At 59.3% G+C, this 13,672-nt stretch carries 15 protein-coding genes and 4 pseudogenes; 11 read left to right on the top strand and 8 right to left on the bottom strand.

Going from position 1 to position 13,672, the window contains the following annotated elements:
* Window positions 1-71 precede the first annotated feature (71 nt).
* The 6 genes and pseudogenes from pstB to HX855_RS18195 form a co-directional block, all read left to right on the top strand.
* A complete protein-coding gene (pstB, locus tag HX855_RS18220) occupies window positions 72-905 on the top strand; it encodes a phosphate ABC transporter ATP-binding protein PstB (RefSeq protein WP_065883786.1) in 834 nt (277 codons plus the stop codon).
* Window positions 906-977: 72 nt separating this feature from the next.
* Entirely contained in the window at window positions 978-1,739 is a 762-nt protein-coding gene (phoU, locus tag HX855_RS18215) for a phosphate signaling complex protein PhoU (protein WP_177086492.1), read from the top strand.
* Between the two features lie 124 nt (window positions 1,740-1,863).
* Entirely contained in the window at window positions 1,864-2,763 is a 900-nt protein-coding gene (locus tag HX855_RS18210; RefSeq protein ID WP_177086494.1) for a response regulator, read from the top strand.
* 190 nt (window positions 2,764-2,953) lie between these two features.
* Window positions 2,954-3,273: pseudogene (locus HX855_RS18205) on the top strand (type II toxin-antitoxin system RelE/ParE family toxin).
* A gap of 4 nt (window positions 3,274-3,277) precedes the next feature.
* Window positions 3,278-3,577, top strand: a complete 300-nt coding sequence (locus tag HX855_RS18200; protein ID WP_177086496.1) for a helix-turn-helix domain-containing protein — start codon at window positions 3,278-3,280, stop codon at window positions 3,575-3,577.
* Window positions 3,571-3,954, top strand: a pseudogene (locus HX855_RS18195) (M23 family metallopeptidase); the annotation flags it as partial. The gene HX855_RS18200 and the pseudogene HX855_RS18195, both read left to right, overlap by 7 nt.
* Before the next feature lie 117 nt (window positions 3,955-4,071).
* Here the strand turns inward: HX855_RS18195 and HX855_RS18190 are convergent.
* From HX855_RS18190 to phoB, 3 genes are all read right to left on the bottom strand, one after another.
* The gene (locus tag HX855_RS18190; RefSeq protein ID WP_076013189.1) at window positions 4,072-5,412 is read right to left on the bottom strand and encodes a hemolysin family protein; all 1,341 of its coding nucleotides are present in this window, start codon (window positions 5,410-5,412) and stop codon (window positions 4,072-4,074) included.
* Window positions 5,413-5,536: 124 nt separating this feature from the next.
* Entirely contained in the window at window positions 5,537-6,823 is a 1,287-nt protein-coding gene (phoR, locus tag HX855_RS18185) for a phosphate regulon sensor histidine kinase PhoR (protein ID WP_218175864.1), read from the bottom strand.
* Window positions 6,824-6,902: 79 nt separating this feature from the next.
* Window positions 6,903-7,592, bottom strand: coding sequence for a phosphate regulon transcriptional regulator PhoB (gene phoB, locus HX855_RS18180; protein WP_003195617.1), 690 nt, complete (start codon window positions 7,590-7,592; stop codon window positions 6,903-6,905).
* A gap of 152 nt (window positions 7,593-7,744) precedes the next feature.
* Here phoB and HX855_RS18175 point away from each other — a divergent pair, with 152 nt between their 5' ends.
* The gene (locus HX855_RS18175) at window positions 7,745-8,125 is read left to right on the top strand and encodes a hypothetical protein (protein ID WP_177086500.1); all 381 of its coding nucleotides are present in this window, start codon (window positions 7,745-7,747) and stop codon (window positions 8,123-8,125) included.
* A 32-nt stretch (window positions 8,126-8,157) separates the two neighbouring features.
* On the opposite strand, the gene ubiA is transcribed toward HX855_RS18175, so the two are convergent.
* A complete protein-coding gene (gene ubiA / locus HX855_RS18170; RefSeq protein WP_177086503.1) occupies window positions 8,158-9,048 on the bottom strand; it encodes a 4-hydroxybenzoate octaprenyltransferase in 891 nt (296 codons plus the stop codon).
* Complete coding sequence (locus HX855_RS18165; RefSeq protein ID WP_177086505.1) at window positions 9,048-9,611, bottom strand: chorismate lyase; 564 nt, start codon at window positions 9,609-9,611, stop codon at window positions 9,048-9,050. Before HX855_RS18165 ends, ubiA begins: the two co-directional genes overlap by 1 nt.
* A 196-nt stretch (window positions 9,612-9,807) precedes the next feature.
* On the opposite strand from HX855_RS18165, the gene HX855_RS18160 reads away from it, so the two are divergent.
* From HX855_RS18160 to HX855_RS18150, 3 genes are all read left to right on the top strand, one after another.
* Entirely contained in the window at window positions 9,808-9,975 is a 168-nt protein-coding gene (locus HX855_RS18160; protein ID WP_017476746.1) for a rubredoxin, read from the top strand.
* 29 nt (window positions 9,976-10,004) lie between these two features.
* Window positions 10,005-11,153: an NAD(P)/FAD-dependent oxidoreductase gene (locus HX855_RS18155; RefSeq protein WP_177086507.1), complete on the top strand. Its 1,149-nt coding sequence runs from the start codon at window positions 10,005-10,007 to the stop codon at window positions 11,151-11,153.
* A 191-nt stretch (window positions 11,154-11,344) separates the two neighbouring features.
* Window positions 11,345-11,620: an HU family DNA-binding protein gene (locus tag HX855_RS18150; protein WP_003213368.1), complete on the top strand. Its 276-nt coding sequence runs from the start codon at window positions 11,345-11,347 to the stop codon at window positions 11,618-11,620.
* A gap of 182 nt (window positions 11,621-11,802) precedes the next feature.
* Here the strand turns inward: HX855_RS18150 and HX855_RS18145 are convergent, their stop codons facing one another.
* From HX855_RS18145 to HX855_RS33895, 3 genes and pseudogenes are all read right to left on the bottom strand, one after another.
* On the bottom strand, window positions 11,803-12,564 hold the full coding sequence (locus HX855_RS18145; RefSeq protein ID WP_177086510.1) for a pentapeptide repeat-containing protein: 762 nt from the start codon (window positions 12,562-12,564) through the stop codon (window positions 11,803-11,805).
* Window positions 12,557-12,946: a hypothetical protein gene (locus HX855_RS33900; RefSeq protein ID WP_256353029.1), complete on the bottom strand. Its 390-nt coding sequence runs from the start codon at window positions 12,944-12,946 to the stop codon at window positions 12,557-12,559. The genes HX855_RS18145 and HX855_RS33900 overlap by 8 nt, the downstream gene beginning before the upstream one ends.
* A pseudogene (locus HX855_RS33895) lies at window positions 12,934-13,425 on the bottom strand (RHS repeat-associated core domain-containing protein); the annotation flags it as partial. The pseudogene HX855_RS33895 and the gene HX855_RS33900, both read right to left, overlap by 13 nt.
* Here HX855_RS33895 and HX855_RS18135 point away from each other — a divergent pair.
* Window positions 13,420-13,593 (top strand): annotated as a pseudogene (locus HX855_RS18135) (type VI secretion-associated lipoprotein TagQ); the annotation flags it as partial. The pseudogenes HX855_RS33895 and HX855_RS18135 sit on opposite strands and share 6 nt — an antisense overlap.
* Window positions 13,594-13,672: the final 79 nt, after the last annotated feature.

The following is a 13,672-nucleotide window of genomic DNA, read 5'->3' as shown; positions in this document are numbered from 1 at the left end:
GCTGGACACAGATTTTGAGTAAGCCGCCCCGGCGGTTCAATGAAACGAATTGGTAGCACAGGGAGCATCCCATGCAACATGAAACCCATTCCCACGGCATCAACATGTCCGCCCTGGGTCGCGATAAGCAGAGCCTGAGCCTGGCCCAGGAAACCGTCGCCATCGAAGTCCCGGGCCTGAGCCTGTACTACGGCGACAAGCAGGCGCTGTTCGACGTCAGCATGAATATCCCCAAGCAGCGCGTGACCGCCTTTATCGGCCCGTCGGGCTGCGGCAAGTCGACCTTGCTGCGTACCTTCAACCGGATGAACGATCTGGTGGACGGCTGCCGCGTCGAGGGCGCGATCAACCTCTACGGCACCAACATCTACCGCAAGGGTGAAGACGTGGCCGAGCTGCGTCGCCGGGTGGGCATGGTGTTCCAGAAGCCCAACCCGTTCCCCAAGACCATCTACGAAAACGTGGTCTACGGCCTGCGCATCCAGGGCATCAACAAAAAACGCATCCTCGACGAAGCCGTTGAATGGGCGTTGAAAGGCGCGGCACTGTGGGATGAGGTCAAGGACCGCCTGCACGAGTCGGCCCTTGGTTTGTCCGGCGGCCAGCAGCAACGTCTGGTGATCGCCCGTACCATCGCCGTGGAGCCGGAAGTGCTGCTGCTCGACGAACCGTGCTCGGCACTCGACCCGATCTCCACATTGAAAGTCGAAGAGCTGATCTACGAACTGAAATCCAAGTTCACCATCGTGATCGTGACCCACAACATGCAACAGGCGGCGCGGGTTTCCGACTACACCGCGTTCATGTACATGGGCAAACTGGTGGAATTTGGCGACACCGATACCCTGTTCACCAACCCGGCGAAGAAGCAGACCGAAGACTACATCACCGGTCGCTACGGCTAGCAGGTGACGGGTTGCTCACTGAACTGATGCTGCGGTCAACCGCACCTTACTGGACGTTCCAAGGACGCCAACATGATTAGCAAAGAAGGCCTTACCCATCACATCTCCGCGCAGTTCAACGCCGAGCTTGAGGAGGTGCGCAGCCACCTCCTGGCCATGGGCGGGCTGGTGGAGAAGCAAGTCAACGACGCCGTCACCGCGCTGATCGAGGCCGACTCGGGCCTGGCCCAGCAAGTGCGCGAGATTGATGACCAGATCAACCAGATGGAACGCAACATCGACGAAGAATGCCTGCGCATCCTGGCCCGTCGTCAGCCGGCGGCGTCCGACCTGCGTTTGATCATCAGCATCTCCAAGTCGGTGATCGACCTGGAGCGCATCGGTGATGAAGCGACGAAGATTGCCCGTCGCGCGATCCTGTTGTGCGAAGAAGGCGAAGCGCCGCGGGGCTATGTGGAAGTGCGCCACATCGGTGACCAGGTGCGCAACATGGTCCGTGATGCCCTCGATGCGTTTGCCCGTTTTGACGCTGAGCTGGCGTTGTCAGTGGCCCAGTATGACAAAATCATCGACCGCGAATACAAGACCGCCTTGCGTGAGTTGGCCACCTACATGATGGAAGACCCGCGCTCTATCTCGCGGGTGTTGAATATCATCTGGGTGCTTCGGTCCCTGGAGCGCATCGGCGACCACGCGCGCAATATCTCGGAACTGGTGATCTACCTGGTCCGGGGTACCGACGTGCGGCACATGGGCCTCAAGCGCATGAAAGCCGAAGTTGAAGGCACCGCCGATCAAATCCCTAATGTTCCGGGCGTTCCTGACGATAAGTAAGATTGCCCGAGAAATAAACGCCCGGCCCTTGGTCGGGCGTTTTCGTTTGTGGTGTTTGAATTTTTGGCAAAATGCCATCAGCGAAGCGTTATGCTTGCCGGGGTTTTTATAGGATGAAGGGTCGATGAGCAAAGTCAGTGTGTTGGTGGTGGATGACGCCTCGTTTATTCGCGACCTGGTGAAGAAGTGCCTGCGCAACTACTTCCCGGGAATCAAGATCGAAGATGCGGTGAACGGCAAAAAGGCCCAGGCCATCCTGATGCGCGAAACCTTCGACATGGTGCTGTGCGACTGGGAAATGCCGGAGATGTCTGGCCTGGAACTGTTGACCTGGTGCCGTGAACAACCTCATCTGAAGGCCATGCCTTTTGTCATGGTGACCAGCCGTGGCGACAAGGAAAACGTGGTACAGGCGATCCAGGCCGGGGTTTCCGGCTACGTCAGCAAGCCCTTCACCAATGAACAGCTGCTGAACAAGGTCAAGCAGGCACTCAACAAGATTGGTCGCCTCGACGCGTTGATCGCCAGCGCGCCGACCAAGATGAACTCGGCGTTCGGCAACGATTCCCTCAGCGCCCTGACGGGGGGCAAGCCTGAGGCGGTCAAGCCGGCTCCGGTGGCCGCGCCCAGCAAAGGCCTGCTCAACAGCCCGCCGGTGCAGGTCGCTTCTGCAGCATCGCCTGCCGGCGGTCGTGGCCAGGGCCAGTTGCGCCTGTCCAGCGGCACCCAGCAATGTGTGATCAAGGCCTTGAGCATCAAGGAGGCGCTGCTGGTGGTGCGTCGCGGTGAAGTCCTGCCTCAGGTACTGGAAAGCGCCGTGCTCGACCTGGAGCAGGGCGAGAACGCTGAAGTGGCCCGTTTGAATGGCTACCTGCACGCCGTCGTGGCTTACGAGCCCAAGCCGGACAGTGATTGGTTGCAACTGACCTTCCGGTTTATCGACCAGGACGCGCAGAAGCTCGACTACATCTCACGGCTGATTGCCCGCGGCACCGCGCAGAAGCATTTTGTGCCGGGTGCGTGATTTTTCTTCCAATACCGGGAATCGGCCAACCGTCTGATTCTCGGTGTCCGGCTTGATTTATATCGGTTTCGATATAACTTTTCGTTAACGCACTGTCGTTGTCGGTTGTTCGCTACGCCTTGAAACACACCGCTCGCGGCATGAGCTGCATCGTCTATTACGCTTCTCCTTTCCTGAAAGGGAGAAGTGGATGCCGAGGCACAAGGACGTGGTGTTTGTGGGAAGCTCACTCAAGGATCTGAAGTCGTTCCCGCTTGATGCGCGACGAGCGGCTGGTTTTCAGTTGGATCTCTTGCAGCAGGGTGAACAGCCTTTTGACTGTAATCCGATGAAGACCATCGGCCGGTTCATGAGATCAGGGTTTTCGACGAGTCAGGCGCTTCTCGGGTTTTTTATGTGGTCAACCGGCCTGAGGCCATCTATGTGCTGCATGCGTTGCGCAAGACCACTCAGAAAACCGAAATGCGGGATATCGAATTGGCTCGCACCAGGCTGCAGGAGTTAGGTTAAAGCCATGACAGACCAAAAGATTCAATCAGAACGTTTCAGCAGCGTCTGGGATGCCCTGGAGGATACTCCCCAGCAGGCAGCCAACATGCGTTTGCGCTCAAAGCTGCTTCTGGAACTGTGCAAAACCATTCGCAGGTGGGAGCTTTCCCAGAAGGACGCGGCCCAGAGGCTTCACATCAGCCAGCCGCGCCTCAATGACATTCTGGGCGGGAAAATCGACAAGTTCTCACTGGATGCTTTGGTCAATTTGTCCGCTGCGGCCCATATGGACGTGGATATCTGTTTCACACCACTGCCGGCCTGAAAGTCCGCTACGCAATGGACATCGCCATGCCTGAAGGCACGCCGATCATCGCGGCGCGCGCAGGTGTGGTGGTGAAAACCGAGAGTGCCCAAACCGGGCGCGGCAGCGATCCATCGGGCAATTTCGTGCGGGTGCAGCACGATGACGGCACGCAAGGCGTGTACCTGCACCTCAAGCAAGGCTCGGTCAGCGTCAGGGAAGGGCAGCGTGTGGCGGTAGCCAGCCCGCTGGCGCTGTGGGGCAACACCGGCTAAAGCAGCGGGCCGCATCTGCATGCTGTGGTGCTGCGCACGACGGCGGTGGGGCGAGTGTCGATTCCGTATGAATTCAACCAGCCGGTGCAGGCGTTGCCCAACTTTGCGTTGGGCACGCGGTAAGGCTTTTGTAGGAGCGAGCTTGCTCGCGAAAAACCTGAGGGCGCTGCCGGGTGTCAGGACCCCAGCGTTATCGTTAACGTCCTTCGCGAGCAAGCTCGCTCCTACAGGGGGTGTGCCCTAGTCGAGCAGCAGCACCTTGGCCAACACGATTTTCGGCCCTTTCATCTTCTTGATGATGATCCGCAGGCCTTCGACCTCCAGCACTTCTTCCTCTTCCGGTACCCGTTTCAGGGTGTCGTAGATCAGCCCTGCCAGGGTTTCGGCTTCGATGTGGTCCAGGTCGACGCCCAGCAGGCGCTCCACCTTGAACAACGGCGTATCGCCGCGCACCAGCAACTTGCCCGGCTGGTAAGCGAGGATGCCGCGCTCGGCCTTGCGGTGTTCGTCCTGGATGTCGCCTACCAGCACTTCGAGCACGTCTTCCATGGTCAGGTAGCCGATGATCTTGCCGTCGGCTTCTTCCACCAGGGCAAAGTGCGCGCCGCCCTTGCGGAACTGCTCGAGCAATTGCGACAGCGGCATGTGACGCGAAACGCGCTCCAGCGGGCGGGTCAGTTCAGCCAGGTTGAACGACTCGGGGATGTGGTCCAGGGCCGCCAGTTCCAGCAGCAGGTCCTTGATGTGCAGCAGGCCGACGAACTCGTTGCGCACGGCGTCGTACACCGGGTAGCGGCTGAACTTGTGGCGACGGAACAGCGCCAGGATTTCCTTGAGCGGGGCGTTGAAGTCCAGGGTCACCAGGTCTTCCCGGGAGTTGGCCCAGTCCACCACTTCCAGCTCGCCCATTTCCACGGCGGAGGCCAGTACACGCATGCCTTGGTCGCTCGGGTCCTGGCCACGGCTGGAGTGCAGGATCAGTTTCAGTTCTTCGCGGCTGTAGTGGTGTTCGTGGTGCGGGCCAGGCTCGCCTTGGCCTGCAATGCGCAGGATGGCGTTGGCACTGGCGTTGAGCAGGTAAATCGCGGGGTACATGGCCCAGTAGAACAGGTACAGCGGCACGGCAGTCCACAGCGACAGCAGCTCAGGCTTGCGGATGGCCCAGGACTTGGGCGCCAGTTCACCCACCACGATGTGCAGGTAGGAGATCACGAAGAAGGCGGCAAAGAACGACACGCCCTTGATCACTTCCGGCGATTGCACGCCGATCGCGCCCAGCAATGGCTCGAGGATGTGCGCGAAGGCCGGCTCACCGACCCAGCCCAGGCCCAGGGATGCCAGGGTGATACCCAACTGGCAGGCCGACAGGTACGCGTCGAGCTGGCTGTGTACGGTGCGCAGGATCTGCCCGCGCCAGCCGTTTTTGTGGGCGATGGCCTCGACCCGGGTCGAGCGCAGTTTGACCATGGCAAATTCCGCCGCAACGAAGAAGCCGTTGAGCAGTACCAGGATCAGTGCAAAAAGAATCATGCCGAAGTCGGCGAAGAGTGTCGCGAGGGTGATGCCAGGGGAAGGGTCCATGATGGGGTTTTGCGGGTTCCGTCTAATCAATAAGGGTTAGCAGGTGGGCCTGAAAGGCAGGCACAAGTCAGCCAATGTAGCGGCTGACGGGGCGCTTGCCTAGTGGCGGCTGCCGGGTGGAGGGTCACTCGTCCTGATGAATCACCCGTGAACGCGTCACCTGGGCCGGCGGGAAATGGCAGGTGAAGGTGCTGCCATGGCCCAGCACACTGCTGATTTCCAGCCGTGCGCGATGGCGCAGCAGCACATGCTTGACGATGGCCAGGCCGAGTCCGGTGCCGCCGGTGTTGGAGTTACGGCTGGAATCCACGCGGTAGAAACGTTCGGTCAGGCGCGGCAAGTGCTTGGCGTCGATGCCCATCCCGGAGTCCTGCACGCTGAGGTGTGCGCCCTGGTCATCGGCCCACCAGCGGACGCGGATGTTGCCCTTGTCCTGGGTGTATTTGACGGCATTGAACACCAGGTTGGAAAAGGCGCTGCGCAGTTCGCCTTCGCTGCCCTTGAGCAGGATCGACGGGTCGGCGTCCAGGGTGATGTTCTGTTCGCGTTGCCCGGACAGCGCCTGGGCGTCGCTCTTGATGGTCTGCAACAGGCTTTCCACTGGCACCGGGTGGTTGTCCGAGGGGTAGTCGGTGGCTTCCAGCTTGGCCAGCAACAGCAGGTCGTTGAGCAGGGTCTGCATGCGCGAGCCTTGCTGCTGCATTTGCTGCAGGGCGCGGGTCCAGCGGGGGTTTACGTCCTCGACGTTGTCGAGCAACGTTTCCAGGTAGCCGCAGATCACGGTCAGCGGCGTGCGCAGTTCGTGGGAGACGTTGGCGACGAAATCCTTGCGCATCTGTTCCAGCTGATGGATGCGGGTGACATCGCGCACCAGCATCAAATGTTCGTTGTTGCCGTAGCGCGTCAGGTACAGCTGGATGCGCACGCGGTCGTTGGTCGGCGACGGGATCTCCAGGGCTTCTTCGTAGTTGTCCTGCTCGAAGTACTCCTTGAAGCGCGGGTGGCGAACCAGGTTGGTCACCGGCTGGCCGCTGTCCTGGGGCGTCTTGAGGCCCAGCAGGGTTTCGGCGGCGCGGTTCCACCATTCGAGGTTGCCGTCGCTGTCGAGCATGATCACCGCGTCTTTCAGGGCGGCAGTGGACTCCTGCACCCGGTCGATTACCGCTTGCAGGCGTCCGCGTACGCGTTGGTCGCGGCGTTGCAGGTGGTAGATGCTGTCGAACACCTCGCCCCACAGGCCGTAGCCGTCGGGTGGCGCTTCGTCGGGTTTGTGCTGGCGCAGCCACTCGTGCAGGCGCAGCAATTGCTTGAGGGTCCAGCCCAGGTAGAGGCCCAGGCCGACGGCCAGGCTCCAGCCGTAATAGCCGCTGACCAGGCCCACCAGCAGGCAGCCGGTGATCAGCAGGAGCATGTGGCGGATCAGGGTGCCATGCCAGTTTTGATTCACTTAAACACGCGTCCTTTCAGCTGTTTGGGCAGTTCGGTGCGGTTCAGCCTTTGGTGGAGAACCGGTAGCCGGTGCCGCGCACGGTTTGTACCAGATTCTCGTAAGCGTCGCCCAAGGCTTTGCGCAAGCGGCGGATATGCACGTCGACGGTGCGCTCTTCCACATACACGTTGCCGCCCCAGACCTGGTCCAGCAACTGGCCACGGGTGTAGGCGCGTTCCTGGTGGGTCATGAAAAATTGCAGCAGGCGGTATTCCGTGGGGCCCATCTCGGCCGGCTTGCCGTCAATGGTCACGCGGTGGCTGATCGGGTCCAGAATCAGGCCGTCGACTTCGATCGGCGCTTCACCATCGGTAGGGCCGGCGCGACGCAGCACGGCTTTCAGACGGGCGACCAGTTCCCGTGGGGAAAAGGGCTTGGTGATGTAGTCATCGGCACCGACTTCCAGGCCCTGGATCTTGTTGTCCTCTTCACCCTTGGCGGTGAGCATGATGATCGGGATATCCCCGGTCAGCTCATCGCGCTTCAGGCGGCGGGCCAACTCGATGCCGGAGGTGCCGGGCAGCATCCAGTCCAGCAGGATCAGGTCCGGCTTGCGGTCGACGATAATGGCATGGGCCTGCTGGGAGTTCTCCGCCTCCAGGCAGTCATAGCCGGCCATTTCCAACGCAACGGCGATCATCTCGCGAATGGGCGCTTCGTCGTCAACGATCAGAATGCTCCTGCCAACCATGCTAAATCCTCTTGTCATTTAACTGTCTTGCGCCGCATTAGATAACGGAATTATTGCAGTCGTGTGACAGTAATTTAGTCGCTTGGGCAATCGGTGCCTCTCTGGACTACGCTTTGGGTCCGAATCCTGACAACCACAAAAGGAAGGTTCCCATGACTCACAGTACTTTTTCTTGGAAAGCCCTGCTGGTAACGGCTGCGTTAACGTTGCCGACACTGGCCTTTGCCGCGGACCCGGCAATGACCAAAGACGGGATGCTGGTGGACCACAAGGGCATGACCCTTTACACCTTCGCCAAGGATTCCGACGGCAAGTCCATGTGCAACGATAAGTGCGCCACCAACTGGCCGCCGTTGATGGCGGACTCCACCGCCAAGCCCATGGGCAAGTGGACCGTCATCACCCGTGACGACCAGAAAAGCCAATGGGCCTACAGTGGCAAGCCGCTCTACACCTTCGTCATGGACAAGAAGGCCGGCGACATGACCGGCGAAGGCAAAATGGACGGGGCCTGGAAGGTCGCCAAGCCCTGAGTCAACCGGTTAACGGTGAGGGGCGTGGCCCTTCACCGAAACCCGTAGTCCGCCACAATCCCGACAAAAATCGCCAACCCGGCCCAGTGGTTGTGCAAAAACGCCTTGAAGCATTTAAGCCGGTCCTTGTCCCGGGTGTACCAGAACTCCCAGGCAAAACACCCGGCCGCTGCCAGCAAACCCAGGTGGAACCAGCCGCCCAGCTCGAAACGCAGCCCCGCCAGCCACAGGCACACCAGCGCCAGGCCCTGTAGCGTCAGGATGATCACCCGGTCGGCATCGCCAAACAGAATGGCCGTGGATTTGACCCCGATTTTCAGGTCGTCGTCGCGATCGGTCATGGCGTAGTACGTGTCGTAACCTACCGTCCACAGCAGGTTGGCGATGTACAACAGCCATGCCGCAGCGGGCAGGCTGCCCGTCTCGGCGGTGAACGCCATCGGCATGCCCCAGGAGAACGCAGCGCCCAGCACCACCTGCGGGTAATAGGTGTAGCGCTTCATGAACGGATAGCTGGCCGCCAGCGCGAGGCCGCCCAGGGACAGCCAGATCGTCATGGAATTGGTCAGCAGCACCAGCAGGAAACTGATGAACATCAGCACCGCGAAGAACACCAGCGCCTCTTTCGAGCTGATCTTACCGCTCACCAGCGGGCGCTGTTCGGTGCGTTTCACATGGCCGTCGACCTTGCGGTCGGCCCAGTCATTAATCACGCAACCGCCGGCCCGGGTGAGTACCACGCCGAGCACAAAGATCAGGATATTGAGCAGCGATGGCGACCCCTTGCCGGCAATCCACAGCGCCCACAGCGTGGGCCACAGCAGCAGGTAAATGCCGATGGGCTTGTCCATGCGGGTCAGTTGAACGAAGTCCCAGGCCCTGGGGTTCAAGTGATTCAGGGATTTGAGCAGGCGCTGGTACATCAGCAATTCTCCGGGTGATCGTGCACGGCTTGCCACAAGGTCGGCAGGAAGATTTCGGCCACCAGCACGCTCAGCGGCCCGCGATCAAAGCGTGAGCGCCGCGCCCACAGGTGATCGGCCTGGTCCGCCGAGGGCAGCCATTCCCGTGGATAGCGGCACACCTCAATGGCTTGGCGCGTGAAGGCGTGGTCACAAAACAGCAACTCCCCCAGCGACCGGCTGCCCAACTCATCCATGTGCAAACCGTCGCCCTGCAAAGCGCTGCGGGCCGCCACGCTGCGGGCAAACACCCACGGCTGGCCATGGCCGCGCAAATACACCTCGCGCACCCAGCCCATGCTGGCGGCCGGCAAGGCCAGGGCGGCGCATTCGTCGTCTCGCAGTGGCTGCCAGCCTTCGAACAGCGGCGTCACGCTGAAGCCACCGCCGGACAGGCGTGTGAGACGCCGGGTCAGCGAACCTTCATCGAACAGCCAGTTGAGTGTCAGCGGCGCGGGCAGTGGGCTCAGAAGGCTCTGGGCCAGCCATCGGCAAGCATCGGGAAGGGCGTTTGAATGCGGCACGGAGGGTCATTATTGGCAGTTAATGAGGCGGCGAGCTTACCATGGTGCCCTGAACTTTTGCCGGGGCGCGCCAGGGCCATGCGTCGATCACGCTTGCATCTGCGCGTGCCGATCAGTACAAAACGCCCTGAGCCGCACGGCAAGGCTGGATCTATCGACCGTCGGCCAACACGCCTGGACCCTGAGGAAACACGTAATGAAGAAGTGGCAATGTATCGTCTGTGGCCTGATCTACGACGAAAAAGACGGTTGGCCGGATGACGGCATCGCTCCGGGCACCCTGTGGCAGGACGTCCCCGAAGACTGGCTGTGCCCGGATTGTGGCGTGGGCAAAATGGATTTCGAAATGATCGAAATCGGCTGAATCCAGAATTTAACTACAAGGAGAGAGGAATGAACGCACCTGTCGTGATCGTCGGCACGGGGTTGGCCGGTTACAACCTGGCTCGGGAGTTTCGCAAGCTCGATAGCGAAACCCCGCTGTTGCTGATCACCGCAGATGACGGGCGCTCCTACTCCAAGCCCATGCTCTCCACCGGCTTTGGCAAGAACAAGGAAGCCGACGGCCTGAGCATGGCTGAACCCGGTGCCATGGCCGAGCAGTTAAAGGCCGAAGTGCGCACCCACACCCGCATCAGCGGCATCGACCCGGGCCACAAGCGCTTGTGGATCGGTGAGGAAGCGGTGGCCTACCGCGACCTGATCCTGGCCTGGGGCGCAGAAACCGTGCGGGTGCCGGTACAGGGCGACGCTGCCGACCTGATTTTCCCGATCAACGACCTCGAAGACTACGCACGCTTCCGGGCGGCGGCGGCGGGTAAACGCCGGGTGTTGCTGCTGGGGGCCGGGTTGATTGGTTGCGAGTTCGCCAACGACCTGATCCTCGGCGGCTACGAGATCGACCTGGTGGCGCCGTGCGAGCAAGTCATGCCGACCCTGCTGCACCCGGCGGCGGCCGCAGCGGTGCAGGCCGGGCTCGAAGGCCTGGGGGCGCGTTTCCACCTGGGCCCGGTGCTCAATCGCCTGCAACGCAACGCTGAAGGCCTGGAAGCCCACCTGTCTGACGGTGAAGTGATCCAGTGCGACCTGGTGGTGTCCGCCATCGGCCTGCGCCCGCGGGTGGACCTGGCTGCGGCCGCCGGCTTGCAGATCAACCGCGGGATCATGGTGGACCGCCACCTCAAGACCTCCCACGCGAACATCTACGCCCTGGGCGACTGTGCCGAGGTCGATGGCCTGAACCTGCTGTACGTGATGCCGCTGATGAGCTGCGCCCGCGCCCTGGCCCAGACCCTGGCGGGCAACGCGACGGCCGTCAGCTACGGCCCGATGCCGGTCACGGTAAAAACCCCGGTCTGCCCGCTGGTCGTCTCGCCACCGCCACGGGGCACCGAAGGCGTGTGGAGCGTCGAAGGGCAGGGCGGCGACATCAAGGCCCTATGCCGCGACGGCAGCGGGCGCCTGCTGGGTTATGCCCTGACCGGCAGCGCCGTAATGGAAAAACTGGCCCTCAACAAAGAACTTCCGCCGTTGCTGGCGTAAATGCTGGTCGTTCTGTCGGAATAAGCATCATTTTGACCGTAGAAAGGTCGCCGTGAGACTGGCGCAGGCCCCGATGGCATGCCATCCTCACTCCCGTCTGCCGCAGAGTAGAGCCTGCGGCGCCTTGGGCGCTGCTCCGAAAGAGAGCAGCACGGACATAACAACAAAAAACCGTCAAAGAGGCTTCACTTATGCGTAAACCAGAACTCGCAGCCGCTATTGCTGAAAAAGCAGACCTGACCAAAGAACAGGCCAACCGCGTACTCAACGCCGTACTCGAAGAAATCACCGGCGCGCTGCATCGCAAGGACAGCGTCACCCTGGTCGGCTTCGGCACCTTCCTGCAGCGCCACCGCGGCGCCCGCACCGGCAAAAACCCGCAAACCGGCGAGCCGGTGAAAATCAAGGCGAGCAACACCGTGGCGTTCAAGCCAGGCAAGTCGCTTAAAGACAGCGTCAATCCGTAAGTAACAGAGCACGCGCTACGCACATGCGAGTGTGAGCGCGGGATGAAAAATGGGCACGCCGACTGGGTCGGGTGCCCATTTTTTGTTGGTATAAAATGCCTTTTCTTACTTGGCCGGATGAGTCGTCGCTGAGTGATTGCAGCGCGTAGACGTCGATAACTTGTCTTCCCCCTTTGTATTGCCTAAGCATCCTGAAGAAGTGAAATAAATCGTGCGGTGAATTCCACGCCTTCATAATCTTCTAGATTGTCAGTGTTGAAAACGGCACCTCGTTGAGTTGTGAGATTTAACAGTCGTCGCTTTAATATTTTATTGATCTGGCTTTCAGGTTCAGAAGATATGATAGTGAGTGCTTTTTTTGCACGGGCTGCCACGTCCTTGAAAAAAATGTGCTTGGCCTCGGTGGGGGCAGTGATGTTTTCTAAGTTGCAGTTTTCAAAGGTTACATAATCGAGTTTGCAAAGTTCAAAGTCTGCAGAAAGTGGGGTGTAGGCCTGGTCTGATATGAAATTTACTTCCTGGAGTTTTCCAATAAATTTAATGTGGGTGATATTTTTTGCGTTAAATGAGTTATCAATGATTTTGCATTGAGAGAAGGTGCAGTTTGCAAAGGTGCAATCCTTCAACGATGCTTCTCGAAAGTTGCATTTCACAAACGTGCAGTTCTCAAATTTGCTATTGCTGAAACCGGATGCTTGAAAATCCGTATTCTTGAACGAGCAATGGGTCAAGGATGTTTTATTGAAGAATCGCGAGCCGGAAAAGTCAGCTTTCTCAAAGTCGCAATTTTCCAGAACACATTGATCAAAAATCGGATCGCAGAGTTTCGCGTTTTTCAGTTTGCAACCACTGATGAGCTCGTTTTCAAAGCGTGTTTTTTTAGGCAAAACGAGTCCGTCCTGCTCAACACCAGACAGCACTTTTGATGGAATTTTTTCACTCACCATAATATTCCTTCATAACCATTGCCCCAGTCCCCGTAACGCCGCTGATGCGTGCCTCTTTTCCGGTCAGCCTTCGTCGTGAGATCCCACCAGGTTTTTTAGTTTCATACACATCGGGTAGACGTTGCCCTGATTTTGATACCTCCAAATGCCCCAATGATGGGGCATTTTTCACTCTTGTTTTGAAGTCTGTATCTATTCTCTGCCCTACATACCGACGATAGCGTGAACGTGCTTGTCCGAGATCACCGCTGTCATAGGCTCGTTTTACTGCTGCTCTTTGTTTCGGGGTCAGCGAGCGTTGAGGGTTACTGTAAACAGCCTTTCTAGCGGCATTGGCGTGTGCCTGAAGCTTGGCAGTTGTGAGCCGCAAGGTGCCCATCCCAACGAATCGATCCATCCCGACGGATTAGGAGAATGCTGATAAAGGTTAAAACCGCCTGCTAGCCCAGCAGGGTCGGGCGTTGTAAAACGCCCCACATCCGGATCATAAAACCGAAATGTATTGAAATGCAGCCCCGTCTCCCGATCCAGGTACTGTCGCTGAAATCGTAGGTTCTGCTCTTCAAGGTAGTAAGGCTCGTGAACCTCCTCCGACGTATTGCCCCACACTTGGTAACTGGCCGGCCAGAGTGTGTGTCCATCGGTCTCGGTCAACTGCTCAGGGAGCCCGTTCAGATCATTGTGGTAGTAGCGGATTTTTTGCAGCGACCCGGTATCGTCTATTCGGGCCAGAGGTTCGTAGCTTTCCCCTTCATAACCATAAAGGCTGGTCTGGCTGTGTTTGTGTTCCTGCAGTAGGCGTAAACCATCCCAGATGAAACGCGTCTGGCCCAGTGGATTGCCATTGTCGTGGTGCTGCCAACCGTGCCGAAAGAAGCAGTCGCCACCGAGAAAACCCTCCAGACCGCCCAGACCAAGCACGCTGAAAGCAAGCAGGTCGCCAGCGCCGGTAAAGCGCAGATCGAAGGCACCTGCCGCGATCCGGACCTGGTTGACTGGGCACCGGTTCCTTGCCCTGACGTCTAAGGCAAGTTGTTGCTATAAGCGGTAAACGCTAGCCGATCTCCTGCTAAAACGGGAGATCGGTAGCGTTATTTGCACAAAT

The organism is Pseudomonas sp. IPO3778, assembly GCF_013386825.1.
In the GTDB taxonomy this organism is placed as follows: Bacteria; Pseudomonadota; Gammaproteobacteria; order Pseudomonadales; family Pseudomonadaceae; genus Aquipseudomonas.
This window is presented reverse-complemented; position numbering and strand designations above follow the sequence as displayed.